17 protein-coding genes are annotated in these 25,234 nt (G+C 35.8%); 7 read left to right on the top strand and 10 right to left on the bottom strand.

What is annotated here, in order from left to right:
• Positions 1-14: 14 nt before the first annotated feature.
• Positions 15-716 (bottom strand): CoA transferase subunit A, encoded by a 702-nt coding sequence (locus IX38_RS11300; protein WP_034704968.1) that lies wholly within the window; start codon positions 714-716, stop codon positions 15-17.
• 162 nt (positions 717-878) lie between these two features.
• Here IX38_RS11300 and IX38_RS11295 point away from each other — a divergent pair, with 162 nt between their 5' ends.
• Positions 879-1,256, top strand: coding sequence for a DoxX family protein (locus IX38_RS11295; protein ID WP_034704967.1), 378 nt, complete (start codon positions 879-881; stop codon positions 1,254-1,256).
• A 100-nt stretch (positions 1,257-1,356) separates the two neighbouring features.
• Here the strand turns inward: IX38_RS11295 and IX38_RS11290 are convergent, their stop codons facing one another.
• A complete protein-coding gene (locus tag IX38_RS11290; RefSeq protein ID WP_034704965.1) occupies positions 1,357-4,095 on the bottom strand; it encodes a fibronectin type III domain-containing protein in 2,739 nt (912 codons plus the stop codon).
• A 291-nt stretch (positions 4,096-4,386) separates the two neighbouring features.
• Here IX38_RS11290 and rplS point away from each other — a divergent pair, with 291 nt between their 5' ends.
• Complete coding sequence (gene rplS / locus IX38_RS11285; protein ID WP_034704964.1) at positions 4,387-4,743, top strand: 50S ribosomal protein L19; 357 nt, start codon at positions 4,387-4,389, stop codon at positions 4,741-4,743.
• A gap of 85 nt (positions 4,744-4,828) precedes the next feature.
• Here the strand turns inward: rplS and IX38_RS11280 are convergent, their stop codons facing one another.
• Positions 4,829-5,824, bottom strand: coding sequence for an alpha/beta fold hydrolase (locus tag IX38_RS11280; protein ID WP_034704962.1), 996 nt, complete (start codon positions 5,822-5,824; stop codon positions 4,829-4,831).
• 227 nt (positions 5,825-6,051) lie between these two features.
• Between IX38_RS11280 and IX38_RS11275 the strand changes: the two genes are divergently transcribed.
• Complete coding sequence (locus tag IX38_RS11275) at positions 6,052-7,191, top strand: DUF418 domain-containing protein (RefSeq protein ID WP_034704960.1); 1,140 nt, start codon at positions 6,052-6,054, stop codon at positions 7,189-7,191.
• 50 nt (positions 7,192-7,241) lie between these two features.
• Here IX38_RS11275 and IX38_RS11270 read toward each other — a convergent pair whose 3' ends face one another.
• From IX38_RS11270 to IX38_RS11250, 5 genes are all read right to left on the bottom strand, one after another.
• The gene (locus IX38_RS11270; RefSeq protein WP_034704959.1) at positions 7,242-8,222 is read right to left on the bottom strand and encodes an EamA family transporter; all 981 of its coding nucleotides are present in this window, start codon (positions 8,220-8,222) and stop codon (positions 7,242-7,244) included.
• A gap of 127 nt (positions 8,223-8,349) precedes the next feature.
• Complete coding sequence (locus tag IX38_RS11265; RefSeq protein ID WP_034704957.1) at positions 8,350-10,986, bottom strand: T9SS-dependent M36 family metallopeptidase; 2,637 nt, start codon at positions 10,984-10,986, stop codon at positions 8,350-8,352.
• A 289-nt stretch (positions 10,987-11,275) separates the two neighbouring features.
• Complete coding sequence (rpsA, locus tag IX38_RS11260) at positions 11,276-13,075, bottom strand: 30S ribosomal protein S1 (protein WP_034704954.1); 1,800 nt, start codon at positions 13,073-13,075, stop codon at positions 11,276-11,278.
• 159 nt (positions 13,076-13,234) lie between these two features.
• The gene (locus IX38_RS11255; RefSeq protein ID WP_034704951.1) at positions 13,235-15,808 is read right to left on the bottom strand and encodes a DEAD/DEAH box helicase family protein; all 2,574 of its coding nucleotides are present in this window, start codon (positions 15,806-15,808) and stop codon (positions 13,235-13,237) included.
• Between the two features lie 3 nt (positions 15,809-15,811).
• A complete protein-coding gene (locus IX38_RS11250; RefSeq protein WP_051884649.1) occupies positions 15,812-17,734 on the bottom strand; it encodes a DNA methyltransferase in 1,923 nt (640 codons plus the stop codon).
• A gap of 146 nt (positions 17,735-17,880) precedes the next feature.
• Here IX38_RS11250 and IX38_RS11245 point away from each other — a divergent pair, with 146 nt between their 5' ends.
• On the top strand, positions 17,881-19,188 hold the full coding sequence (locus IX38_RS11245; RefSeq protein WP_034704948.1) for a DEAD/DEAH box helicase: 1,308 nt from the start codon (positions 17,881-17,883) through the stop codon (positions 19,186-19,188).
• Between the two features lie 140 nt (positions 19,189-19,328).
• Here IX38_RS11245 and IX38_RS11240 read toward each other — a convergent pair whose 3' ends face one another.
• Complete coding sequence (locus IX38_RS11240; protein ID WP_051884647.1) at positions 19,329-20,222, bottom strand: SMP-30/gluconolactonase/LRE family protein; 894 nt, start codon at positions 20,220-20,222, stop codon at positions 19,329-19,331.
• 256 nt (positions 20,223-20,478) lie between these two features.
• Between IX38_RS11240 and ccoG the strand changes: the two genes are divergently transcribed.
• Positions 20,479-21,921, top strand: a complete 1,443-nt coding sequence (gene ccoG / locus IX38_RS11235) for a cytochrome c oxidase accessory protein CcoG (protein ID WP_034704945.1) — start codon at positions 20,479-20,481, stop codon at positions 21,919-21,921.
• 74 nt (positions 21,922-21,995) lie between these two features.
• Here ccoG and IX38_RS11230 read toward each other — a convergent pair whose 3' ends face one another.
• Positions 21,996-22,877 (bottom strand): AraC family transcriptional regulator, encoded by an 882-nt coding sequence (locus tag IX38_RS11230; RefSeq protein WP_034704942.1) that lies wholly within the window; start codon positions 22,875-22,877, stop codon positions 21,996-21,998.
• A 448-nt stretch (positions 22,878-23,325) separates the two neighbouring features.
• Here IX38_RS11230 and IX38_RS11225 point away from each other — a divergent pair, with 448 nt between their 5' ends.
• The gene (locus IX38_RS11225) at positions 23,326-23,670 is read left to right on the top strand and encodes a MerR family transcriptional regulator (protein WP_034704939.1); all 345 of its coding nucleotides are present in this window, start codon (positions 23,326-23,328) and stop codon (positions 23,668-23,670) included.
• 288 nt (positions 23,671-23,958) lie between these two features.
• Entirely contained in the window at positions 23,959-25,227 is a 1,269-nt protein-coding gene (locus IX38_RS11220; RefSeq protein ID WP_051884644.1) for a helix-hairpin-helix domain-containing protein, read from the top strand.
• The last annotated feature ends 7 nt before the right edge of the window (positions 25,228-25,234 follow it).

Genomic DNA, 25,234 nt, shown 5'->3' with positions numbered 1-25,234 from the left:
TTTTTAAAAAAAGTTTAGTCCTTTTTTCTAACTGTTCTCTGTTCGATTCTCTTTTCAAATTTTTCTCCCTGGAAAATTCTCTGGATCATAATTCCGGGAATGTGAATCTGGTTGGGATCTAATTCTCCCGGTTCTACCAGTTCTTCCACTTCTGCAATGGTAATTTTTGCCGCACCCGCCATCGGATGATTGAAATTTCTTGCTGATCCTTTGAAAATTAAATTTCCTGCGTGATCACCTTTCCATGCTTTTACGATAGAATAATCTGCTTCGTAAGCGTGTTCTAAAATATGAGGTTTTCCTTTAAAATCTTTTACTTCTTTACCTTCCGCAACTTCGGTTCCGAAACCTGCAGGTGTATAAAAAGCAGGAATACCCGCCTGTGCCGCTCTGCATTTTTCCGCCAAAGTTCCCTGTGGAGTAAGCTCAACTTCCAATTCTCCGGAAAGCATCTGTCTTTCAAACTCGGCATTTTCTCCCACGTAAGAAGAAATCATTTTCTTAATTTGTCTTTTGTGAAGCAATAATCCCAACCCGAAATCGTCAACACCTGCATTGTTTGAAATACAGGTTAAATCCTTCACATCGCTTTCTACCAAAGCATTAATTGAGTTCTCAGGAATACCGCAAAGTCCGAATCCACCCAACATCAATGTCATTCCATCCTGAATCCCGTCGATGGCTTCCTTCGCATTTTTTACTCTTTTATCTATCATGAAAATATTAGATTTTTCTGTTGGCTAAATTTAATAATTTTTCTCATATCTACCGTATTCCTATCTTATTTGATTATTGTGAACCCTATAAATATTTTCTGTCTGGTCCAAATTTTGGTTATTACTAAAAATAATCTGTTACCAAATCAAATATTTACTATTATGGAAACAAAAGATATCTCAAGAATTGCTCTTGGAGCTTTTTTGATTACAGCCGGAATCGGACATTTAACTTTTGCAAGAAAGGAATTTCAGGCACAGGTTCCCGAATGGGTTCCGTTAAAAAAAGATGATACCGTGGTTTACTCAGGCATTGCAGAAATCCTTCTGGGAACAGCAACCATTGTAACCCCGAAAAAATACCGGAAAACAATGGGCCAGCTTCTCGCCGGATTTTTCGTTGCCGTACTCCCCGGAAATATTTCCCAATACAAAAACAGAAGAGATTCTTTTGGACTGAATACGGATAACCAAAGGTTTGCAAGACTTTTCATGCAGGCACCACTGATTGCCTGGGCTTTAAAATCGACTGATGACTGATTAATCAGCATTGCATAAAGAAGCGGGAAAAATTTTAATTTTTCCCGCTTCTCTTTTAAATCGTCCTTTCGGCACACTTCTTTATCACAACATCAGAATATTATTGGATAATCAATTTTAATGTAAATAATTTTCTGGTGTGAACTTTCACGAAATACACTCCTTTCGGAAGGTTCTCGTTGACCAGCGAAAAACGTTGGTTGTTGATGTTTTTTGATTCATACAAAAGCTGTCCTGATGCGGATACCAGCTCAATTTTCTCAATCGGGTAATCACTTTTGATGAATGTAGGTTCGCCCGGTCTGCTGGGATTCGGATATAAAACTACATTTTTCTCTGTGCTTTTCACTTCGTCGGTTCCCAGTGTTCCGGATGTTACCTGGAACTCTTTTCTGTTTGAAACTTCCGTGTAAGAATCATTGGTAAACATCACCATATAATAATTCCCCGGTGTTGTGGGAAGTGCTGTTCCCTGAATTGTTTTTGTTCCCTGAGTAACGCCATCGAAATAGGTATAGGAAACAAAATTATCATCCGGAGTCTGAACACTCTGAGGATAAATTCCCAGCCAGTCTTTGATAATTCCCGGAGAATCCGTCCATGAAGCCGTAATATTTTCACCCAGTGTATAAACAGGTTTGTTGATCCATAAGTCTGTAACAATATCCCCTACTTTAAAGAACACTTTATCTCCGATTCCCGTATATCCGTCTTCAAGCAGGTACTGGGCATAATAATATCCTTTCGGAAGACCTGTAAAATTCAGTGTTCCTGAAGCTGTTGATACATAGCTCCATTTAATGGAAGTATTGGTTCCGGGCGTCTGTCCCATCTTATAAATCCCGATCCAGTCTTTCACCAGGTTCGGCCCGTTGCTGTAATTGATGACCACCGTTCCGCCTACAGGATAGGTATCTGCAGTAGTCTGAAGCTGTACTTTCGGCCCTACATAAAAGCTTTTTCTGCCTGTGATTTCAGTGTATCCTGCGTTGGCAAAGAAACCTGCAAAATACTGTCCTTTGTTAGCAATACCGTTAGAGAAAACAGCAGTTCCTGCTGTCTGTCCGTTCGTATAAAGGAAACTTTGAGAAGTTATTGAAGTTGGGGTTTGTCCTTTTTTATAGATTCCTACCCAGTCCTGCTGATTTCCGGGTCCGCCGGTGTAAGTGGCTGTGATGGGTTCACCTTGAGTATATTCGGTTTTGTCCAATGTAAATGTAGGATTGGAAACTACACTTCCTGTTACCGTAAATTGCTTGACATCGCTCCAGTCACTCCACTCCAGGTTCCTGTCCCTGTAACGTACCTTTACATAGTATATTCCGTTTGAAATGGAATTGGCAGGAATGGTTGCCTTTGTAATGTCAACTCCTGCATTTAAGTTTTTCGTTTTATCCGGTGTTCCGTTTCCGTCTTTCCCGAACCAGTTTTCATAATCACGGTAAAATTCTTTTTCAATCACTGAAAAATCGGATGCCTTACTGATTAAAAACTGTGTAGTGTTCAGTAATTCTCCATTAGATGAAGCAAAAACACTTCCATCCAGGGTCAAAGGCAACGTTACCGGCGCTGGAAAAGTATTGGCCACAGATGGCTTTGAAGGCTTTGGTTGATTTTTGTATCTGTGGAAAGTATCTACCAGTTCATTATACTTTCTATTGTACACTCCACCTATTGAGTAGCATTCTACATCAACTTTCCCGGTATTTACATCAACTTCTACGATCTGGTAGGTCCAGTCTGTCAGTGTTTTCTGTACATCATCAAAATCCTGCTCATTGGACATTCCCCAATACTGGTCCCACGCAGTTCCTCCGGAAATGATCTGGTAATTCGGGGTATCTTTCAGCTGACCTCTGTGATATAAATGATGATGAGCCCCAACGTGCATTAAGTATTTATTTGAAGTCGTTAACAACGGTACTGCATTGTTTCTTACCCAAGTAGAAATATCTCCGACATACTGTTCAGCCTGGTAAGGTCTGTGGCTTAGAGAAATGATCCAGTCTACGGTAGGATCGCTGTTTGCTTCGTTCAGGATCTGGGAAAGCCATGTTTGCTGGGCAGTGCCTGTATGTTCCGAACTTAAACTTACAAACAGAACGTTTCCGGCCTGCTGGGCATAATAGTTCTCGTTTCCGGATGAAATGTTTTTATATTTAATTTCATCAATATAGAAATGGGCATAGTAAGAATTCATCCCAAGCGTTCCGTAAGTCTCATGGTTTCCTACCGTCGTCTGAATAGGAAGGTAAGGAGATAATTTGATGTTCTTTTTAAAATGGACATTCTCATAATGGTCCAATGTTCCCACATCCACCTGGTCCCCAACCATAAAGGTTAAAGCAACATTATCTGAAGGATCGGAATTGGGTCCGAACTTCTCTTTTAATTTTTTATAAGCATTTAACGTTAATGAATCATATCTTGGTTCAGCTTTAATCTGGTTGTCACCCATGATCAGAAAACGGATTTTCCCATTTGCTGTTACAGGCTGTCCCGGTAAAGGAAGCGTTCTGAAATTATAAACCGCCGATTCACTTGTTCCGGTTTTTATTTTGTAATAATACTTTGTATTGGGCTGTAAATTGGCGATTTTTGCCGTGTGATAATAATAGTTGTTATTGTATCCTGTATCTGAAAAAATATTGGTTGTTCCTGTAAAAGTAACATTCAGATTCGTCGGAGATGTTCCGTAGATCACGGTTGTTTCATTGTTGGAAGCTGTTTTCCAGTTGACGATCATCGAACTCGGTGTGGGGTTCTGCAGATAGGGAAACAGTGCCTGCCCGAATGCCATCTGGACGGCAAAGCAGAAAAAGAAGAAATAATGTTTCATAATAGTTTACTTTTGTATAGATTTACTTTCAATTTGTAAATCAGGCCATTAAAAAATAATGAGCTGATTTTTTAAGTCCGGGCAAAAGTAGATTTCCTATGTAAACTGTGCCTGATGGGAATTTAAAAGAACTGTTAATTTTAAGGCAGATCCGGGGTGAAAAAATTATAGTTTTTAGCATATTAATTATTTGGTGGAATCAAAAACTATTTTGTATCTTTGCGACCTGTTATTCAACCTCTGACGAAGAACGTGTAAGTTGCTTAGCTTTAACATTTTATTTTATTAATAATGGATTTATTAAAGTACGTACAAGACCAGTACATTACTAAAAAAGATTTCCCTGAATTCAAAGCAGGAGACACAATTACTGTGTATTACGAAATTAAAGAAGGACAAAAGACAAGAACTCAGTTCTTTAAAGGTACCGTTATCCAATTAAGAGGTACTGGAGCTACAAAGACATTCACAATCAGAAAAATGAGTGGTGATGTAGGTGTAGAAAGAGTATTCCCTATCAACATGCCTGCACTTCAGAAAATTGAAGTTGACAGAAGAGGTAGAGTTAGAAGATCTAGAATTTATTACTTCAGAGACCTTAGAGGTAAAAAAGCTAGAATCAAAGACGCTGCTTACAAGAAGAAGTAATTCAGACAACAATACATACAAAAAGAGACTATCTATTCAGGTAGTCTCTTTTTATTTGCAATCCATGCATATTCTCTTATCGGCTTCATTTTATAAACTCATACAAAGCGCTGGAAAACTCCGGATATACTTCTATATGCGGAAGATGCCCTACATTTTCGAGTTCAACCAGTTTTGAACCTAAAATTAACTGTTGCGTTTTTTTTCCTAATTCCTGATACTGCCCCATTTTTGACTGAAGTTCTTTTGATGCCCTGTCTTTTCCTATTGCTGTTCTGTCTCTTGTCCCGATAATGAGCAACGTTGGTGTTTTGATATTTTTAAATTCATAACATACAGGCTGGTTGTAGATCATATCAGAAGTAAGTGCTGCGTCCCAGGCTACCTGAGGATAATCCTTGTGTAAAGTCCAGCCTGCAATTAAATCTAACCAAGGTTGGTATTCTGCTTTCCATTTATTATCGTAATAAAATTTCAGCTGATAGGCTTTATAAGTTTCAGCCGTATTTTTAAGTTCGGACTGATACGCCTGATCTATAGTCTGATAAGCAGCAAAAGTTTTGTAATCTTCCAGTCCTATCGGATTTTCCAGGATCAGCTTCTGAACTTTCCCAGGATAAAGCAGTGTAAACCTTACTGCCACCATTCCGCCCATTGAGTGTCCCAGCACTATGGTTTTATCAATTTCCAGTTTGTCTAATATGGCTTTTGTATTTTCGGCCAGCTGTGAAAAAGAAAACTGGTAACTCTGAGGTTTAGACGATTTCCCAAATCCTATCTGATCCGGTATAATCACTCTGAATCCTTTTTCTGAAAGGTCTTTTGCCGTCTTTTCCCAATAGGCTCCGTTAAAATTCTTACCATGCAGAAGCATTATCGTTTTTCCGTTTGGCTTATTCGGCTGTACATCCATATATGCCATCTTCAGATCGTTATTTTGGGACTTAAGATCTATATAATGAACTTCGTACGGATATTGATAATCGGACAACATTGCATCCAGTGGTTTTACCTGCGAAAACAGCAATGTTGGTACAGCTGAAAGCATGATCACCGCCATTGCCTTTCTGAAATATTTCATGTAGAGCTTTATTTTAAACCTTAAAATTAAAGAAAACAAATTCAATAGAAATGGTTTATCGTCGTTATTTCAGTTTCAGCTTTATTTTAAGATAACTTGGCATTTTACATCATTCTTTATCAAAATATTAACATTAATAATGTTTTAGGTTAAAAATACAGGGGTATATTTGAAAAAACTAATAAAATACCATTTAAACTTCCTGTTCTCTTAAACATGTCTATTTTATGAATCACAGCAGCCCTATCCTACAAAACCAGCGCACACCGATTATAGACATTTTAAGGGGTTGGGCATTATTTAGTGTAGTCGTTATTAATTATTTCACGATCTATACCTGGAATAATCATTCGGTAAAAGCAGAATCTGGCCTAACCTTGTTTATACAAAATATTTCCGAGGTTGTTTTAGGCTCAAAAGGCTGGACTTTACTGGCTGTATTATTTGGTTTTGGTTTTTCTGTATTATTAAAAAAAATAAGTGACAGTGGCCATCCCACGAGTTCATTTTTTATCAGGCGTATGCTATGGCTGTTTGTCTTTGCTTTTATCAATACCCTGTTTTTCGGTGGTGATATTCTCAACGACTATGCTTTCATGGGATTAATATTACTGCTGTTCTACCGTTTCAATACAAAAACGCTCTTCATTCTTGGAATAGCTATTTTATTATTAACCCCATTTTTACAATCTTTTTTAGGAAGGCATCATTTATTATTTGCTCCTAAAGACCGGGATCTGTTTTATGAGCTGTATGATAAAAATACTTTTTGGGATCATATTAAGGCCAATCTGGTCATGAGATATAAGTGGATGCTTCGCTTAAGCTATTCCATTGTTTTACATCTGATACAGTTGGGTTGTTTTTTAATTGGTGCAGCTTTACATAGAAGCAGTTTTTTTTCTAAAATAAATAATAATTCAAAACTTTTAAAAAAAATATTCCGGATCAGCCTAAGCCTTTCAATTGCTTTATTTTTCACCCAGCTTTTAATAGAAAATTATGAGTGGACATTCAATACTTACTACAATTTATTTTATCCGGAGGTACTGTGCATCATGACATTAACAACTACCGGAGTCATTTGGCTGTATAATTCAGGCAAGGCTGAACAGGTTTTCTCAGCACTTCAGGTAACGGGTAAAATGACACTTACTCATTACATCATACAGAATATAATTGCATTTATTTTATTTATCTGGATAAAGCCGGATTGGGCACTACACTGGTATATACTGACTGCACTTTTGGTTTTTATTTTACAGATTTTTTTCAGCAGATGGTGGCTGAAAAAGTATAATTACGGATTACTGGAGTGGCTTTGGCGTTCGCTAAGCTACAGAAAAATATTTCCATTAAAAAAATAAAAAACCGCCTCAAAAGAAACGGTTTCAATATGATATTTAATTAACTATTTTTAAGCAGCTTCTACTAGTTTCATCTCTTTTTTTGAAGGCAGGTTCATCAGTACAATAGCAAAAAGAATAAGGACGATTCCCGCCCATTGGATCAGTAAAACTTTTTCACCCAATAAAACGAAAGCCATCGTCACCGATACCGGAAGCTCCAGTGATGAAACGATACTTCCCAATCCCAGCCCTGCATTCGGGAAACCGATATTGAACAAAATCGGCGGAATAATGGTTCCAAACAACGCGAGTACAAATCCGTATGTCCAGAATATTGAATAATTAAATGAATGAATATGCTCTGTATTTTCTGTAAAGTTAAGGTATAATGATTTTAATCCATCAAAATACATAGGCCCGATCTGGGCAAAAAACAGGAATGCAAGTACGACAACCGCTCCTCCGCAAAGCATAATTATACTTTTCCTGAATACGGGAAGATGTGTAGCCAGCGTATTGGATGTAAACATGGTCATCGTATAGGAAGCTGCAGCCATAAGGCCCCAGAAGATACCGTGCCAGTCCAGCTCAATATCCATATTAATCAGGTTGGTAGCCAATATGGTACCTGCCAGTACAATAATCACAGAAATTACTTTCCTGGCATTGGGTAATTTTTTTGCTATTATACTTTCCACAACAACACTGAACCAAACCGACTGCATCAGCAGCACAATCGCTATGGAAACATTAATATACTGAACTGCAATATAATAGAAAAGGCTGGTACATCCCAAAGATGTTCCTGCAATCATCAGCATTTTTATTTCTTTGAAACTTGGCGACGAAAGTTTCTGTTTTGATGTGATGGTCTGTATAAAATTCAGGATCAAAAGCCCGATCAAACCCATCAAAAACTGGGAAGTAGTGACTTCTGACGTGGTATAGCCATCATGATAAGCCATTTTAACAAATGTAGCCAGCATTCCGTATATACTGGCCCCGATTCCTACGAATAAAACTCCTTTGAGTATATTTTTCTTCTTCATAATTTTTTTAACAGCCGGCAAAGTTACAATATAATAATCAAAATTACCGGGAACGTCATTATGATAGATAAATAAAATCGCCGCAAGCAGAGCTTGCGGCGATTCAAATGAATTATATAATAATAAATTATTTCTTAACGATTACTTTAGATGAAGCTTCAAAGCCAAGGCCTTTTACTTTTACCATATAGGTTCCGTTTACTAAATTATTTGTAGAAACTGCTTTCTTGGAATCCGGTGAAATTTTGTCTTCTGAAGAAACAAGTTTTCCAGACATATCATAGATTTCCAGACTTACTTTTCCAATTGTATTGCCTGGGAAGCTGATGTAAAACTCATCTTTAGCAGGATTCGGATAAATAGAAATATGGTTTTCCTTAGCAGACTTTACTTCGTCGGTGCCTAACGCAGCACATTCAGCCGGTAAAGTAAAGCTTTCCTGCTGGTCATTGATATTGGCTTTAATTCCTGCTGATGCGCCTGTACCTAAACCTCTTTTTGCAAAAACCTTCCAGATCATACATTTATCCTGTCCCTGAGTAGCTACTTGCTCTGCTGCCAATATAGCATCTCTACCCTCAATGAAGTTAGGATTACATGCCTGAAGTTTCAATGCATTCGTAACAAGCTGTAATACTCTTGAGCTTCCATTGGTTGTATTTGCCAATACATCTGAAGAATATCCATATTTTGCAACATATTTCCAATGAAGATCCCAAAGCATTGTTGCCCAGATAAAGCCGATAGAGTGTACATCAGGAACAACAACACCGTTTTGGTTGGTGTATTCCATTCCGTTGGTATCTCCGTAGGTAAAGTCATTAACCTCAAAATCAGGTGAGTATTTGGCCGGTCTGATTCCAGAGCCTGTAATGGCCTGTCCAGCCACATAGGTCCCCATACCTCTCGGTACGCCTGCATTATCACCAAGCTTGTTCGTCAGCATCAATGCAAAGAAATCCGACCATCCTTCTCCCATTTGCTCTTTGCTTACGTTTGAGTTTAAGCATGCATATCCTGTACCTGTCAGTCTGTTGGAAATTCCATGACCGTATTCATGAGTTACAATTCCGTTATCAAAACTTCCATCCGGTGTTACGTTCGATTTTAATGTAACATTTACGGGCGTGTTTGCGGTAAGCTGGGTTTTGATGTATTCTCCTTCACTGTTAGTAATGAGTACAGATGGAATAGTAATCGTTGCATCTGTTCCCGACATATTACCCAAAGTAGCACCATTAGCCTGATTATTATAGATTACGGCAGCAATGGCACCAGCATCCTGAAGATTTTTTGTTTTAACGGCAAAAGCACATGTTCCTCTTTCAACCAGACCTATATTTCCTGTAAGTGATCCTGTCGGTAAAGCTGTACAACCGTCCAAAACCGGTGAAAGTTTAATGTTTCCCGTAGTTCCTGTCAAAGTGAGAGGATTGCCAAACTGTGCAGTCCCTGCTCCCGGTGTACGGGTAACTGCGGTTCCCGGTGCATTATAAAAAAACACTCTTCCTACAGGTGACCAAAGGTACATCTGCATTCTTGGGTTATAACCATCTTCGGGCGACGCAAAATTGGCATTGTTTGTACCTCCACCATCCTGGGCTTCTGCAAACACATAGTCATCATCAACTCCGCCTTTTCCAAAGTTATTCTGCTGAAAGTTTTTTGCAGATTCTGTAAACCCGAATTGATAGAAAATATCATGAATTCTATTGTTCAGATAAAACAGATTGGTAATTGATGCATTCCTGTTGTTTGCAGGCACCTCGTTAATATTGAAAGGAAAATCAAAATTCCTTGTTGATCCGCCATCCGTAGGAGTTCCCGGCAGATAATCGGGCGCTATCGTTAAAGCAGTTCCTGCAACGTCTTCGTAAGCAAAAACATTATTTCCTCTTGTGATTGTATAATGTGTAGTACCGTCAGAATGCCATCCTTCAGGGGAAGCATTGAGTATCCATGGATTAGTGATCACTGATCTCGTTCCAAAAGTAGGTGCCTCAATCGGCAAGGGAAATACATTATAGGATGCATTATCAGGAACAAATAAAGGAATGTTGTTTGTTGCTATATTATTCTTGTTCTGAGGACCCATAAGGGTATTCTCAAAATGGTCAGCATGGTTATGATCAGCATCTGAAGCAAATGCTTCAGGATGGAAATTACACGATAATGTGAGATTATTTTTCACAAGAATCTTTCCATTATTGGCATCCACCAAAATGTTCCAGTAATTTGGAGATTTAGGTTCTGCTAAAGTATACTCATACGCAAGACGTAGGTTGTCATTTCCATCATTGGTATAAACCAATCTTTGGTTTGCTGATGTAGCCCGTTTATTACTTTTTTCAAGATATTCAAGAATAGTAAAATTGGTAATATCAGAATTTTTCAGTTCTTCAGCAATTTTTTGAAGCGCTGTACTTTTATTGATTGCAGCTTTGGCTGATGTAGATGCAGCATAATTCTTTACAAAATTATCTGTATAATAGATAATCTTATTATCCCGGATCAGGGCTGTTCCTACGGAACTGTACACCGGAAGGCCATTATAGGTCTGCAGGAACTTTACAACTTCCCCATTCATTGATTTGGAATGATCAATATTATCAATGGTGAAATTGGTAAGGTCGTTCTTTTTATATTCTCTGGTTTTATTTTGAGAAATATAATCTTTAATCAGCTTCTCGTTATCTTGTGAAAATAAAGAGGAAGGAAATACTGCAAAAGCAGCAAATAAGAGTGGTAGAATTATCTTTTTCATTTTACTAATAAAGCCGCTAATTTACAAATAATTCACAATCAATGTGATTTTTTAATAAATTATTTTAAACAATAAAATATCTATATCACAGAACTCTTATCGAAAGGGGTTTTATCATTTCCATAATTGAGCTGTAACCGGATTTTTTTCATTAAAAAGCTGTTCTGAAGCAAATACCGACCGATTATTTACCATCTGTATCTTCAAACCTAAGACTGATAAATTTCAAAATCAGGCACAAAAAAAAGCCGCTCAAATGAGCGGCTCAATATGATCAATGGTTCAAAGATTATTTACCTTCTTCCATTTTTCTTTTCAATTCTGCTAATGCATCGATATCACCAAGAGTTGATCTTTCTTCATTGTTTGAAGATGATGATGTATTATTAGATCTGTTGTTAGAGTTATCTCTTACATTTTTCTTCTCTTCGTCTCTGAAGATCCCTGTATGAGAAACTACTACTCTCTTGAATTCTTTGTTGAATTCAATTACTTTGAACTGAGCTTCTTCTCCTTTCTTGATTTTAGATCCATCTTCTTTCTCTAATAATCTTGATGGGCAGAAAGCTTCTACTTCAACGTCTTCAAACTGTACAGAAGCTCCTTTATCGTGAACTTCTACCGCTTTACCAGCGTGGATAGTACCTTCAGCATATTTAGTTTCGAATTTATCCCAAGGGTTTTCAGTTAACTGCTTATGACCCAGAGATAATCTTCTAGCCTGGATATCAAGCTCAAGAACTACAACATCTAATTTATCACCAACTGCACAGAACTCAGATGGGTGCTTGATTTTCTTAGTCCAAGAAAGATCAGAGATGTAGATTAATCCGTCGATACCTTCTTCTAACTCTACGAATACACCAAAGTTAGTAAAGTTTCTTACAGTTCCTACATGCTTAGATCCTACCGGATATTTAGTTTCGATATTTTCCCATGGATCTTTGCTTAATTGCTTGATACCAAGAGAAATTTTTCTGTCTTCTCTATCTAAAGTTAATACTTCAGCCTCAACTTCATCACCTACTTTCACGAAATCACCTGCAGATCTTAAGTGAGTAGACCAAGACATTTCAGAAACGTGGATTAATCCTTCTACACCTGGAGCGATTTCTACGAATGCACCATAGTCAGCAAGAACTACTACTTTTCCTTTTACTCTGTCACCAACTTTCATGTCAGCAGAAAGAGCATCCCAAGGATGAGCTTCTAATTGCTTCATACCTAACTGGATTCTTGTTTTCTCGTCATCAAAATCAAGGATAACAACTTTTACAGTCTGTCCGTCCTCTAGGATTTCAGATGGGTGGTTCACTCTAGACCAAGAAAGGTCTGTAATGTGGATCAATCCATCAACACCACCAAGATCTACGAATACACCATAAGAAGTAATATTCTTAACAGTACCTTCAAGAACCTGACCTTTTTCAAGCTGAGCGATGATTTCTTTTTTCTGACCTTCGATATCTGCTTCGATCAATGCTTTGTGAGATACAACTACGTTTTTGAACTCAGGGTTGATTTTCACAACTTTGAACTCCATAGTTTTTCCTACGAACTGATCGTAATCTTTAATTGGCTTAACGTCAATTTGAGAACCTGGTAAGAATGCTTCGATTCCGTGTACGTCAACGATCATACCTCCTTTAGTTCTAGACTTAACAAAACCGTTAACGATTTCTCCAGTTTCGTGAAGTTCGTTTACTCTATCCCAAGCTTTAAGCGTTCTTGCTTTTCTGTGAGATAACTGTAACTGTCCTGTTTTGTCTTCTCTTCTGTCTACCATTACTTCAACATCATCACCTACTTTCAGGCCTGGGTTGTAACGGAATTCGTTAAGAGAAATAACACCTTCAGATTTGAAATCGATGTCTACGATAGCTTCTTTATCAGTTAATCTTACAACTTTACCAGTGATAACGTCGTTATCATTTAAACTGCTAAGAGATCCGTTGTAGATTTCCTCTAAATCGCTTTTTTCTTTTCTAGCATCTGCATCAAGACCTGATTCGAAAGAATCCCAGTCAAATTGTTCCGGTGCTACGTTTTGGTTTAAAATAACCTCTGCTGAATTTGTCTCTTTTGACATTTTCTAATAAAATTTGTATTCCTTCTTTTTTAATGGCTTGAATAAATGTGGATTTAAAAAATACGGAAGTAATTAATTTATAATAATTTACCTTTTCAAACCTTACCCACAAAAAGTGGTGCAAAGATACTGAATTTATTTAAATTAAATACAATAATTTTAATTTTCAAATGTACTTTCTAAAACCCTCTTAAACTCGTTTTCATTTCCGTAATTATAAAAGGGAACTGCTGTAATTTTGTAGGTATCTGTATAGATTTTGATAGATTTTTTTTCATTTCCTATGACTTTCAAAAAGTCTTCTTTCCACTTGTCATATCCTATTAAATGAGCACCTTTCGGTTCGATAAATACCTGAAAAGTTAATTGTTTATTGGCTCGTTCACTGCAAAACAATAAGAAATCCGGTTCAAAAGCACGACCATATTTATCAAAAATTTTAATTTCTCTTTCGTTCCGAATGAGATGAATATTTTCAAACTTGTGGCTGAAACCTTCAAAACGTCTGGAAAATAATGAAACAAATGCCTTTTCTTCAATAGTTCCAAAATTATCGTTGAAAGAAAACCAATCTTCATTGTCTAAATTAACCCTGAATTTATCGCTCGTTTCGGATTGACTTTTTGCTCTTTCGCTTAATTTATTCACTCTGATTTCTTTATCCCTGAAAACCTCACGAATAGGTTGCGAGTAATATTCTGAGCCTTCATATTCTGTAGAATTATTTTTAATATCCGTTTCTATATTTTGCAATAAACCGTTTAGCGCCTGAAGATAATCAAAGTGTGAAATTTCCTGAAGACGACTGTAATTACCGAGGAAAGTAATTTCTAAATCTCCCAAATAATTCACATCCTCAATAAAATCTGAAAGCGACGAAATATTCGGAAAGTACCGTGAGAGACTATCAAAATAATAAAACGGATTCTGACTTAATGCATATGTGATAACGTGTTTCGGTATATTTTTAAGTTCAACGTCTTTAGACTTTATAGCTTCATCAAAAGAAACCGGACTCTCCAATTCAAAAAACACACTGGAGACTCTCCCAGAACCTGAAGAAAGCTGATGCCGATAATTGGTTTTAGTAACTCCCAAATCAACAAACGACTTTACCTTATCAAAATTTTTGGGAAGCTTTTTATTAGAGAAAACATATCCTTTTTTATATAATTCCGAGTTTTTAAATATTGGTTTTAAAGTGAGTTTTTTAGTTTCCAAATTAACCTCATCTTCATAAATTCCGGTTTCTATCAAAGCTTTTTTCAGTTCCGAAATATAGCGGTTGTCTTCTTTGGTATGATAATATAATTCTTCTAAAATTTTTAAATCATTTGAAATGTCATCATCGTATTTTCTGACAAATTTATCTTCACCTTCTTCCAACGCAAAAGGATAATATCTTGCTCCACGACCAATCAATTGCGCCTCAGAAAGTGTTGTTTTACCTGGATTTCCGTCTTTTCCGTCACGATCTTCGTATAATCTTACAATATCAAACAAATTAAGAACATCCCAACCTTCATTGAGTTTTTGGACCGCAAATACAGCACGAATCGGGTTGTTTTCATCTTCTAAAGTATTCAGTAAAATCTGATTTTTCTCTGCCTCCGAATCATTATTTGCACTCAGACAATTTTCTTCCCTGAAATTGATATGAATACGTTTTGCAATCTCATTCAACGAAATATTTTTGGCTTCAAAAAACTGAAAAGCCTTCTGCACAACGGAAACCGTAGAAGTTTTCTTAATTTTCTCCACCATCGCTTCAGATAACTCATCAATCAGTTTGTGGAAATTTTCTTTATTTTGTTCCGATTCTTTAATCGTTTTCTTTGCTTTAAAAAGAATAACAGGCTTTAAATTAATATTGTTAATCGTTGCCAATTCCTGACGGTACAAATTAAGAATCAACGCCTGAATGATACGTCCTTTCTCATCATATAACGAGCGCACAAGATTTATTTCTTTAGAAAATTTATCTGCCCTGAACTGCGAAAGGTCATATTTATAAATGACTTTATCCTTATACTTATTGATGATTTCCCGACTTTCATAATCCAGAGTTGCCGTAAATTCCAACAAAATATTGTCAAAATTCTGATGAAGGATTTTCAAAACCGTTTCCTCCCAACTTCCAAAAAGGTTTCCGTTTTTTGTTCCACCACTTAAATGATGGGCTTCATCGGCAATCATTACTATTTTTTTATTTGTAAAATCTTCGTAAGTAACACTGTTTTCTTTGGTATTATTCAAATCAATATGCAACTGTTGGATCGTTGTAAATTTGATATTGATATTCTCTTGATCGGCTTCATCAAAGTTATCAATCTGTTTTAGTAAAACTTCTTTTCCGTTTATGACAACTTTATCTTTAAAGAGATATTTAGACGTTTGAGGATTGAGAAAATTATCTTTCGTTTTTTGGATGATATTATTACTGTTCACAAAAAACAGAAAATTCCGGTAGCCTTTTTCATATAAATGAAGCATCAAACCTGCCATTACCAAAGTTTTCCCGCTTCCTGTTGCCATATTGTACAGTAAATGAAGCGGTTTATTTGGTTTGCCTGCAAAATTTTCCGAATGACAGAGAATAAAACGCTGAAAAGCTTCCTGCTGATAAGGTCTTTGGCTAAATTTCAAATTATCTGAAATGTGTGCGGGAATTGAAATCTGAGATATGGCTCTTTTTCCGAATTCCTGTAAAAGTGTATCGTATAAAAATGCCATTTGTTATTTTTTTATTTGGTAAAAATCTTTTGTTACTTTCTTTTCTTCCGGTGTACACTCGAAATTTTCGTCATGGAGTGAAGATAGATTTACATACAGTTGATTTTTGTTGAGCAGTTCACAAAGATGCTGTTTTTGTTCATTCAGATGCAAAGCTTTAAAATCTTCGAAATGTTGCTCTTGCTTTTTGAGATCAATATTATAATTAAGAAAGGATTTGGCTTTCATTTCTTCCCAAACTTTCAGGAGATTTTCAGAATCCTGAGCTTCTTCTATTTGCTCGATAAAGAGTTGGTTGTATTTTTTGAGCTCGAGGTAAATGAATGAACCACCGCCCTGCCAGTTGGTGGATTTGGATATGCCACCTTGCTCGCCATCGATCACTTTTTTTAAACGTTCAACAGCTACGGTTTCTACATAGTCCATCTGTTCTATTCCAATGTATTGACGATTCATTTTGTGAGCTGTTGTGGCAGTTGTTCCGCTTCCGAGATGATAATCTAAAATTATGTCATTTTCTTCTGTTACAGCTTTAATTAAAAAACTAATTAAAGATTCAGGTTTTGGATAAGAATTAAAATTTAGATTGAGAGAATCAATATGTTTCTTCGAATCTTCATTTGTTTCAACCCCTATTGCTTTAGATAAATATATATTGTCTATAAATTTATCAGGTGCAAGATTAGAAGAATATTTCCTTTGATATCTAATAGAAAATTTATCTGATTTAATAATGAAATAAGTTCCATTTTCTATTTCAATATCTAAAAATGATTGTTGCCACTTAAAACGTCCTTTAAGTTGGATTGTATTTTCATTTTTACCATTTTTTATTACCAAATCATTAACCAATTCAATCTTATTATAATTCCCTTTTTTATATATATTATCTGGAATTTTAAATTCAATAATATTCGGTTTAAATTCTAAAATGGTAACTGGGTTACCACTATTTAATAATGGTGCATCATCATTATCACTTTCTCTTCCAACATAACTTTTTGCATCCAAAAATTTTTCATAACAGTGAATAAATTCTACATTCTTTCTCGACTTTTTCGACAGAGCTGGAGCATTATCTGTATTTTTCCAAATAAATGTCTCTACAAAATTCTGTTTCTTAAAAACTTCATCTAAAAGAATTTTTAAAGTAGCCTGCTCATTATCGTCACATTGAACAAATATTTTCCCATCTTTAGAAAGCAAAGCCTTAGCAATTTCTAGACGATTTTTCATAAAAGTTAGCCACGAACTTTCATTGAAATTATCATTATATTGAAAACTATCATTTCCCGTATTATAAGGCGGATCAATATAAATCAGCTTCACTTTTCCGGCAAATTCTTTCTTTAAGGAATGCAATGCCAAAAGATTATTTCCTTTAATAATAAGATTATCAGTAATAATTCCTTTTTCATTTCTATTAAATTGATCAAAACTCTTTTTACCGTCTTTATCAAATAACTTGGCATTGGTAAAAACTTTTGGATCAAGCAATTCGGTAATCTCGTCCTGTGCCAAAATTTCATTAAAGAAAATTTCTTCTCTTTTATCCTCTTCCCGGCTTTGTCCGCCTTCCAAAACACAGTCTTTAAATGGCCAAACCAAAGCGACTTCATTTCGTTGTTTCAGATATTTACCATCAATCGAAAAACCAACTTTATTCTTAAATTGAGTATAGCTGTCGTTGAGATAATTTTTCTGTTCAAGAAATTGGATAAAAAGATTTTGGTTAAATATCAAAACACCTTTTATTTTGACGAAAAATTTTTCTTTCAAATTGGAATCATTTAATAACAATTCAATCAGTTCTTCATCAAAATTTTGAGCTTTATTGAGTACCACCCATTTTTTAAGTTCATTATTGTCGGATACATAATTGGGTTCTTTTTTAAGCTGGGTTTCGAGGGTTTGGTATAGTTTCATGGTGGGTTATTATTTTTTAAATCATTAATAAAATTTAATAACCCAAATCTATTATCAATAGACTCAAGATAATTACGGTTTACCATAAACCAAATAAATATTGATTTGAATTTCAATAAAAAACAAAATCACCTTACCTTTGCAAAATGGAATTAGAATCAATATATCAAAAACTGCAGATTCAGGATATGAATCAAATGCAGAAATCTACATATAAAACTACCGAAAACAACCAAGATGTTGTTTTGCTTTCTCCTACCGGCTCAGGGAAAACGCTTGCTTTTTTGTTTCCAGTTTTGAGAAATCTAAAAAAAGGTGCTTCGGGAATTCAGACTTTGATCTTAATTCCTTCAAGAGAATTGGCATTGCAGATTGAGCAGGTTTTTAAATCGATGGGAACAGATTTTAAAGTTTCCGTTTGTTATGGTGGTCACGATAAAAAGATTGAAGTTAATAATTTAGTTCAAGCTCCGGCAGTTTTAATCGGAACGCCGGGAAGAATTGTTTACCATTTAAGAAATAATAATTTTGACCCGAAAACGATTCAGACGTTGGTATTGGATGAATTTGATAAAGCGCTGGAACTGGGTTTTCATAAAGATATGGAATTCATTTCTAATTCTTTAAAAGGTATTTCGCAAAGAATTCTTACTTCTGCAACAGCAATGGATGAAATTCCTGAGTTTACGGGATTGAAAAATGAAAAAATTGTTGATTTTTTAAAATTAGGTGAATCAAAACCCGATATTCAGTTAAAAAAAGTAATGACGATTTCTGAAGAAAAATTGGATACTTTATTTAATCTGATCTGTAAAATCGGGAACAAAAGAACATTGATTTTCTGTAATCATCGTGAAGCTGTTGACCGTATTTCTGAACTTTTGCGTGAAAAAGGGATCGATAGAGAAACCTTCCATGGCGGAATGGAACAGGACGAAAGAGAACGTGCTTTGCTGAAATTCAAAAACGATTCTGCAAGAATCTTAATTACAACTGATCTTGCTTCAAGAGGTCTGGATGTTCCTGAGGTTGAATCTATCGTTCATTATCAATTACCTTATAAAGAAGATGCTTTTATTCACAGAAATGGTCGTACGGCGAGAATGAATGCGAAGGGTTTTGCTTATTTAATTATGACTGCGGAAGAAAATTTCCCTTTTATTAAAAATGATACTCCTGAAGAAAGCGTTGAAGGTTTCAATACAATTCCTGAACAGCCATATTTTCAAACGATCTACATCAGTGCAGGAAAAAAAGACAAAGTAAATAAAGTGGATATTGTAGGATATTTAATTAAGAAAGGTGAGCTTCAAAAAGAAGAACTTGGGCTGATCGAAGTAAAAGATACCACTTCTTATGTTGCAGTTTCAAGAAAGAAAGTCAATTCTTTGTTGAATAAATTAAGCAACGAAAAATTAAAAGGCAAGAAAGTAAAAATGGAGGTTGCTTACTAATCCGATTCATCAATAAACAAACAATTGTCATTGCGAACCGAAGGTGAAGCAATCTCAAAAAATACAGACTAAGTTTTGTAAATTTAATTGAGATTGCTTCGTCGCTTCACTCCTCGCAATGACATTTTTGTGAATAAATATTATCTAACACCCTTCACTTTTGTCGGTAAAGTATACACTGATTTTGAAGCTGTGATAAATAAAATTTCATTATTCTTTCCTCCGAAAGTAACATTTGAGGTCCATTCTTCATCAATCGGGATTTGATAAATCTTTCTTCCGTCACGATTAAAAATTGTTACTCCTTTCCCTGTTAAATAAAGATTTCCGTGTTTGTCAAGCGTCATTCCGTCTGAACCCATTTCGCAGAATAATCTCTTCTCAGATAATTTTCCTTCACCAAGAATGTCGTAAACATATGTTTTTCCTGCATCGATATCTGAAACGTATAGTTTTTTATACTTTTCACTTCCTACAATTCCGTTAGGTTGAGTGAAAGTGTCTAACTTAATAATTTTACCTTCTTTGTTTCTGTAATATAAACTTTTATGAGGCGTTTCCTGTTTGAAATTAACCCAATAATCTCTTTTATACAAAGGATCTGTGAAGTACATTCCGCCAAATTCATCATTCCATACATCGTTTGGCCCGTTCAGTCTTTTTCCTTCAAAATCTTTTAATAAAATCTGAATTTTTTTGTCTTTTGAAATTTTCCAGATCTCGCCATTATCATCTGAACAAGTAATTAGATTATCATCTTTATCGAAATGCGTTCCGTTAGCTCTCCCCGATTTTTCCAAAAATACGATTACCTGGTTGGTCTTCCAGTCCCAATAATAGATTTTATCATTGGGTTGGTCTGTAAAATATACATTCCCCTCTTTATCCGAAGACGGGCCTTCCGTAAAACTGAATTTATCGGAAACCTTTTCCGGCTTTACACCATCATAAAACATGTTACTATAATTTACTGATTTGCAATTTACTAATGCGAAAACCAAACCAATTAAGCCTATTCTAAAGATATTTTTCATTCTCCATTTTTTGAGGTTACAATTTACGATATCAGTAATAAGATTCAAAGTTTACTTTCTCATTTTGATTCATTAAAAACATCAACTAAAAATGTCCCAATTGTACTATTTTGTAAGTAGATGGTATTAGTAATGAATGGGTTTAATTCAGAGCTTTGCAGTAATCTAATCAAAAGATATTTTTTCAATACTTAATACGTAAAATGAGAAATAAATCAAGTTTGATCAGACGGTTCAAATTAAAACAGACTAAGCGATGAGCATACAATCCGGCGATATTAAAAGTTCAGATATAGAAAATGAAGCTTTTAGAAATTCGGTAGGTACGATGGATGAAACCGGAAACCGAAAATGGGTTTTCCCACGAAAACCAAAAGGAAAATATACGAACTACAGGAATTATGTAAGCTATTTCCTCTTAGCTTTATTCTTTGGATTACCTTTTGTAAAAATCAACAATAATCCCTTTTTGTTATTTAATGTTATCGATAGAAGGTTTTTCATTTTTGGGCAGCCGTTCTATCTTCAGGACTTTTTTATTTTAGCTCTGGGAGCCGTTACTTCAGTGATTTTTGTCATGTTGTTTACAGTAGTTTTCGGAAGAATATTCTGTGGTTGGCTTTGCCCGCAAACCATTTTCATGGAAAGTGTTTTCAGAAAAATCGATTACTGGATCGAGGGTGACAGAAACAAACAAATGAAGCTGGACAGACAAGAATGGGACGCTGAAAAGATCAGAAAAAGAGTAACGAAATGGTCAATTTTCATTTTGATCTCTGTGATTATTTCACATTTCATGTTCATGTATATCGTGGGATATGAAGAGGTTTTCAAGATTATGAACGAAGGCCCAATTGAACATTCTTTGAAATTCATAGGAATGATAGGCTTTGCAATGACTTTCTATTTTGTTTTTGCATGGCTCCGGGAGCAGGTTTGCACTTTGGTTTGTCCATACGGAAGACTTCAGGGCGTATTGATCGACAAGCAGACCATTAATGTTTATTATGATTTCAAAAGAGGCGAAAACCGTTCTAAATGGAGAAACAATGAGGACCGTAAAGCGGCAGGAAAAGGAGACTGCATAGACTGCCATCAGTGCGTTGTGGTGTGTCCTACAGGAATTGACATCAGAAACGGACAGCAGCTGGAATGTGTAAACTGTACAGCCTGCATCGATGCCTGTGATGAGGTAATGGATAAAGTAGGACTTCCAAAAGGACTGATCCGCTATGCTACGGAAGCAGAAATTGAAAACCAGGAAACGTTCAGGTTTACATCAAGAATGAAGGCCACTACGGTTTTTCTTGCCCTACTGATCGGATTTTTAGGCTTCCTGATGTACGACCGCGGATCTATGGAAGCCAAATTCATCAAACCGGCAGGTTCTACATTCTTTATTAAAGACGGTAAAATCACGAATACTTTTATTTATACGCTTTTAAATAAATCCAACGAAAAAAAGATCCTCACCATTAAAGTAATCACTCCCGCCCATGCAGAAATCACTTATTTCGGTTCTGAAAAGATCATTCTGAAAGGTGATGAAATTCTGAAAGGAAATATCAACATTACGTTTCCTGAAGAAGACATGCAATTTTCCAAGCAGAATATGGTGATCGGTGTTTTTGATGAAAAAGGAGAAATGCTGGATTCGTTTGAGACTACGTTTGAAGGCCCGTTTAAGCTTTTGTTGTAAAATTAAGAATCAAGATTTTATATGGTTGATAAAAGACTTCTATAACTTCAATCTTCCATCCTAAATATTAAATTTTAAACCTTGTATTTTCTCATAAACTGAGTAGGAGTCATTCCGGAACTTTTCCGGAATACTCTTATAAAGTAGGAATATTCTTCATAGCCAAGCCTGAAAGCGATTTCCACAAGACCTTCATCAAGGTACATCAGCATCCTTTTAGCTTCCAGCACTACTCTTTCTGTAATGATATCGGTTGCTGTTTTTTGAACAACGGTCTGTGCGATTCTGTTCAGATGCTTAGGTGTAATTCCTAGCAAAGAAGCATAATAGGAGATGGATTTCTGGGCAGTAAAATGCTGTTCTACGAGGTTTTCAAAATCCTGATAATGCTTAAAATAAGCAAGACTGGCAGAGGAAGCATGGATATCAATTTCTTTTGAGAAGAGCCTTGTGGCATTGATAAAAACCTGGGACATTAATGAAAGGATGAACCCTTCTTTCATGACGTTCTGGGACTGATGTTCTCTTCCCAGTTCCTGAAATAAGTTGTCGTTTTTTATGAGCTCATCATTGTCCAGCTGCAGTTTTCTGGGAAAAGAGACGGAACCGAAAAAAGGGAAATTTCTTAATTTCTGATTCACATAATGCATTTCATAGAATTCCTGAGAACAGAAGAAAATATACCCGTCAATATCCTCTGAAAGTTCCCAGCTGTGGATCTGTCCGGGAGAGAGAAAGAAAAGACTTCCCTCCGACACATCATACTTCTGAAAATCGATCTCATGAACGCCTTTTCCTTTGGTAAACAGAACGGCAGCATAGAAATCGTGCCGATGCGGTTTTTCAATATGCCGGTGCCCCACCACCAGATGTTCTTTCATGCTATTGAAATAAAAATCGGAAGTATTTCTGCCGGACTGGAAAAGTTCAATATGAAGAACGGAGATAGAATTCATTACTGGTAATATAAGAAGTCTGGTTATTGAATTTGTTTAAACTTTTTTGTTGAACAATCGCAAAGGCGCAAGGTTTTTAAACTGTATGGATGTTTTTAAGGCGCAAGGAAATCAAAGATTTCAGGAAAAACTCTATAGTAAAAAGTTAGAAATTTTATCGCAGATAAAATCTTTGCGCCTTAAAACGTCTTTTTTATACAATTTGCGCCTTTGTGACTGGCCAAATATAAAGATAAGTTTAAACAAATTGATCGTATAAAAGTACTGTAAAAAGAAAAAAAATACAAACCGCCAAAAAAACGAAAGGTTTTCGCCGGTCTTTCATTCAAAATTTTCAATCGTTGAGTGGCAGCCTGGCGTTGAGTTAGCCATCTTAAATGAATAGAAAGCCGTATAATTTGCATACGAGGTTAAAAAATTTTTATCTTTGGCTTTTAGGATTCGTAAAATGAAAATAAATTTACCTGATAAACTGTATTATTCCATAGGAGAAGTGGCAAAAGCCTTTGATGTAAACACTTCACTAATACGTTATTGGGAGCAGGAATTCCCTATCATCAAACCTAAAAAAAACAAAAAAGGCAACCGGTACTTTACTCCTGAAGACATCAAAAACCTGCAGATGATCTACCATCTGGTGAAAGAAAAAGGCTATACATTGGATGGAGCAAGGATTGCTCTGACCACCAACAGTAAAATTTCGGAAACCGTTACCATCATTGACCGTCTTGAATTCATAAAAGCTGAGCTTCAGAAGTTGAAAGCTTCACTTGCGGACAGAGATTCTGAATAGTTTAATATTTCCAGGAAACGTTTATATTTCATACGCTTTTGGAGTATACTGTCCCTCTGTTTACAACGGTATTATTACTGCGCTATTTTTCAGTCGGTCTAAAAACCATTCTATTACATTCATTTTAAAAGCAATGTAACCTTCTGATTTGAAGTATTATTAAAATTATTTCAGCATACCATATATTCAATTTATTTTATCAAGTAATTGCATTAAATTTAATTGATAAATCTATCCTTTCTGCATTTCATCATTGCATCGACTTATTTTTATTGATAAGTTTACTTTATGATGAGAAAAAACTATTACCGGAAACTGGCATTCATGGGAATGCTTCTGATCGTACTTTTGGCTTTTCAAAAGTATACCAGCACGGAAAAGGAAGATTTTCCTGAGCTAAAGTTTATTGCGGAAAATTCTGTTCCTCTCACCCTGATTGATTTTGACCCTAATGATTTAGACTCAAAGCAATGGAAGAATTTAGGGTTTTCTGAAAAACAGGTTTTGACTATTCTTAACTACAAAAAAATTATAGGAGGTCAGTTCACTTCAAAAGAGCAGCTCAAAAAATGCTATGCAATTTCTGCCGAAAAATTCACCGAACTGGAATCTTTTATTATGCTTCCTGAAACAGGTAAAGACCGCCACTTTGAAAAGTTTAAAACCAATGAAAGGAAAGTAATCACCATTTCTGAAAAATTCAATCCGGATAAACTTTCTGCTTCGGAATGGATGGAAATGGGCTTCAGTGAAAAGCAGGCAGAAGCTATTTTAAAATACAGGAATTATTTGGGCGGAAGCTTCGTAAGCAGGGAAAAATTCAGGGAATGCTTTATCATTTCTCCGGAAAATTACAGCAAGCTTGAACCTTATTTGCTGCTTCCGGCAAAAGCACCTGATAACTTTAAAAAATCAGGAAATCAGTATGCCATAAAATCTCAGATTCAGTACCATTCATTTGATCCTAACACTTTAGATCCGGATGGATGGAAAGCTTTAGGTTTCTCCGAAAAGCAGGCCAGTACGATCGTTAATTACCGTGACAGAAATCTCAGGGGAAGCTTTAAATCACTTGAAGATATAAAGAAATGCTTTGTTATTTCCCCGGAAAAATTCCAGGAGTTAAGCCCTTATATCAAACTCAATACGGATACAGGCCAAAAACAGGAAACCGATTTTTCAAAAACGGATCTTAATGCTATTACTTTTAAGCAGCTTTTAGAATTCGGACTGGATGAAAAAAGTGCAGGCTCAATCATTGGATTCCGTAAAAAACTGGGCGGGTTTGTTAACAAACAACAGATCATGGATACCTATAATATTGATAAAGATATCGTTCAGAAACTGATCTCCATATGCCAGCTCAATACTTCAAATGTTCCCAAATACACGCTGACTGACGCTCCAGAAGAATGGCTTAAAAATCATCCCTATTTCAAATATTCTGCGGATAAGATTATTTTTTACCGTATCAGTAATTCTGAGGACGCAAAAATCTGGAAGCTTCTGAAACTGAAACCTGAATATGAGGCAAGGATGAGGCTCTACATTAAATAGCGATGGG

The organism is Chryseobacterium luteum (genome assembly GCF_000737785.1).
Taxonomy (GTDB): Bacteria; Bacteroidota; Bacteroidia; order Flavobacteriales; family Weeksellaceae; genus Chryseobacterium; species Chryseobacterium luteum.
Note: the sequence above shows the minus strand (reverse complement) of the source record. Positions and strands in the feature narration are given on the sequence as shown.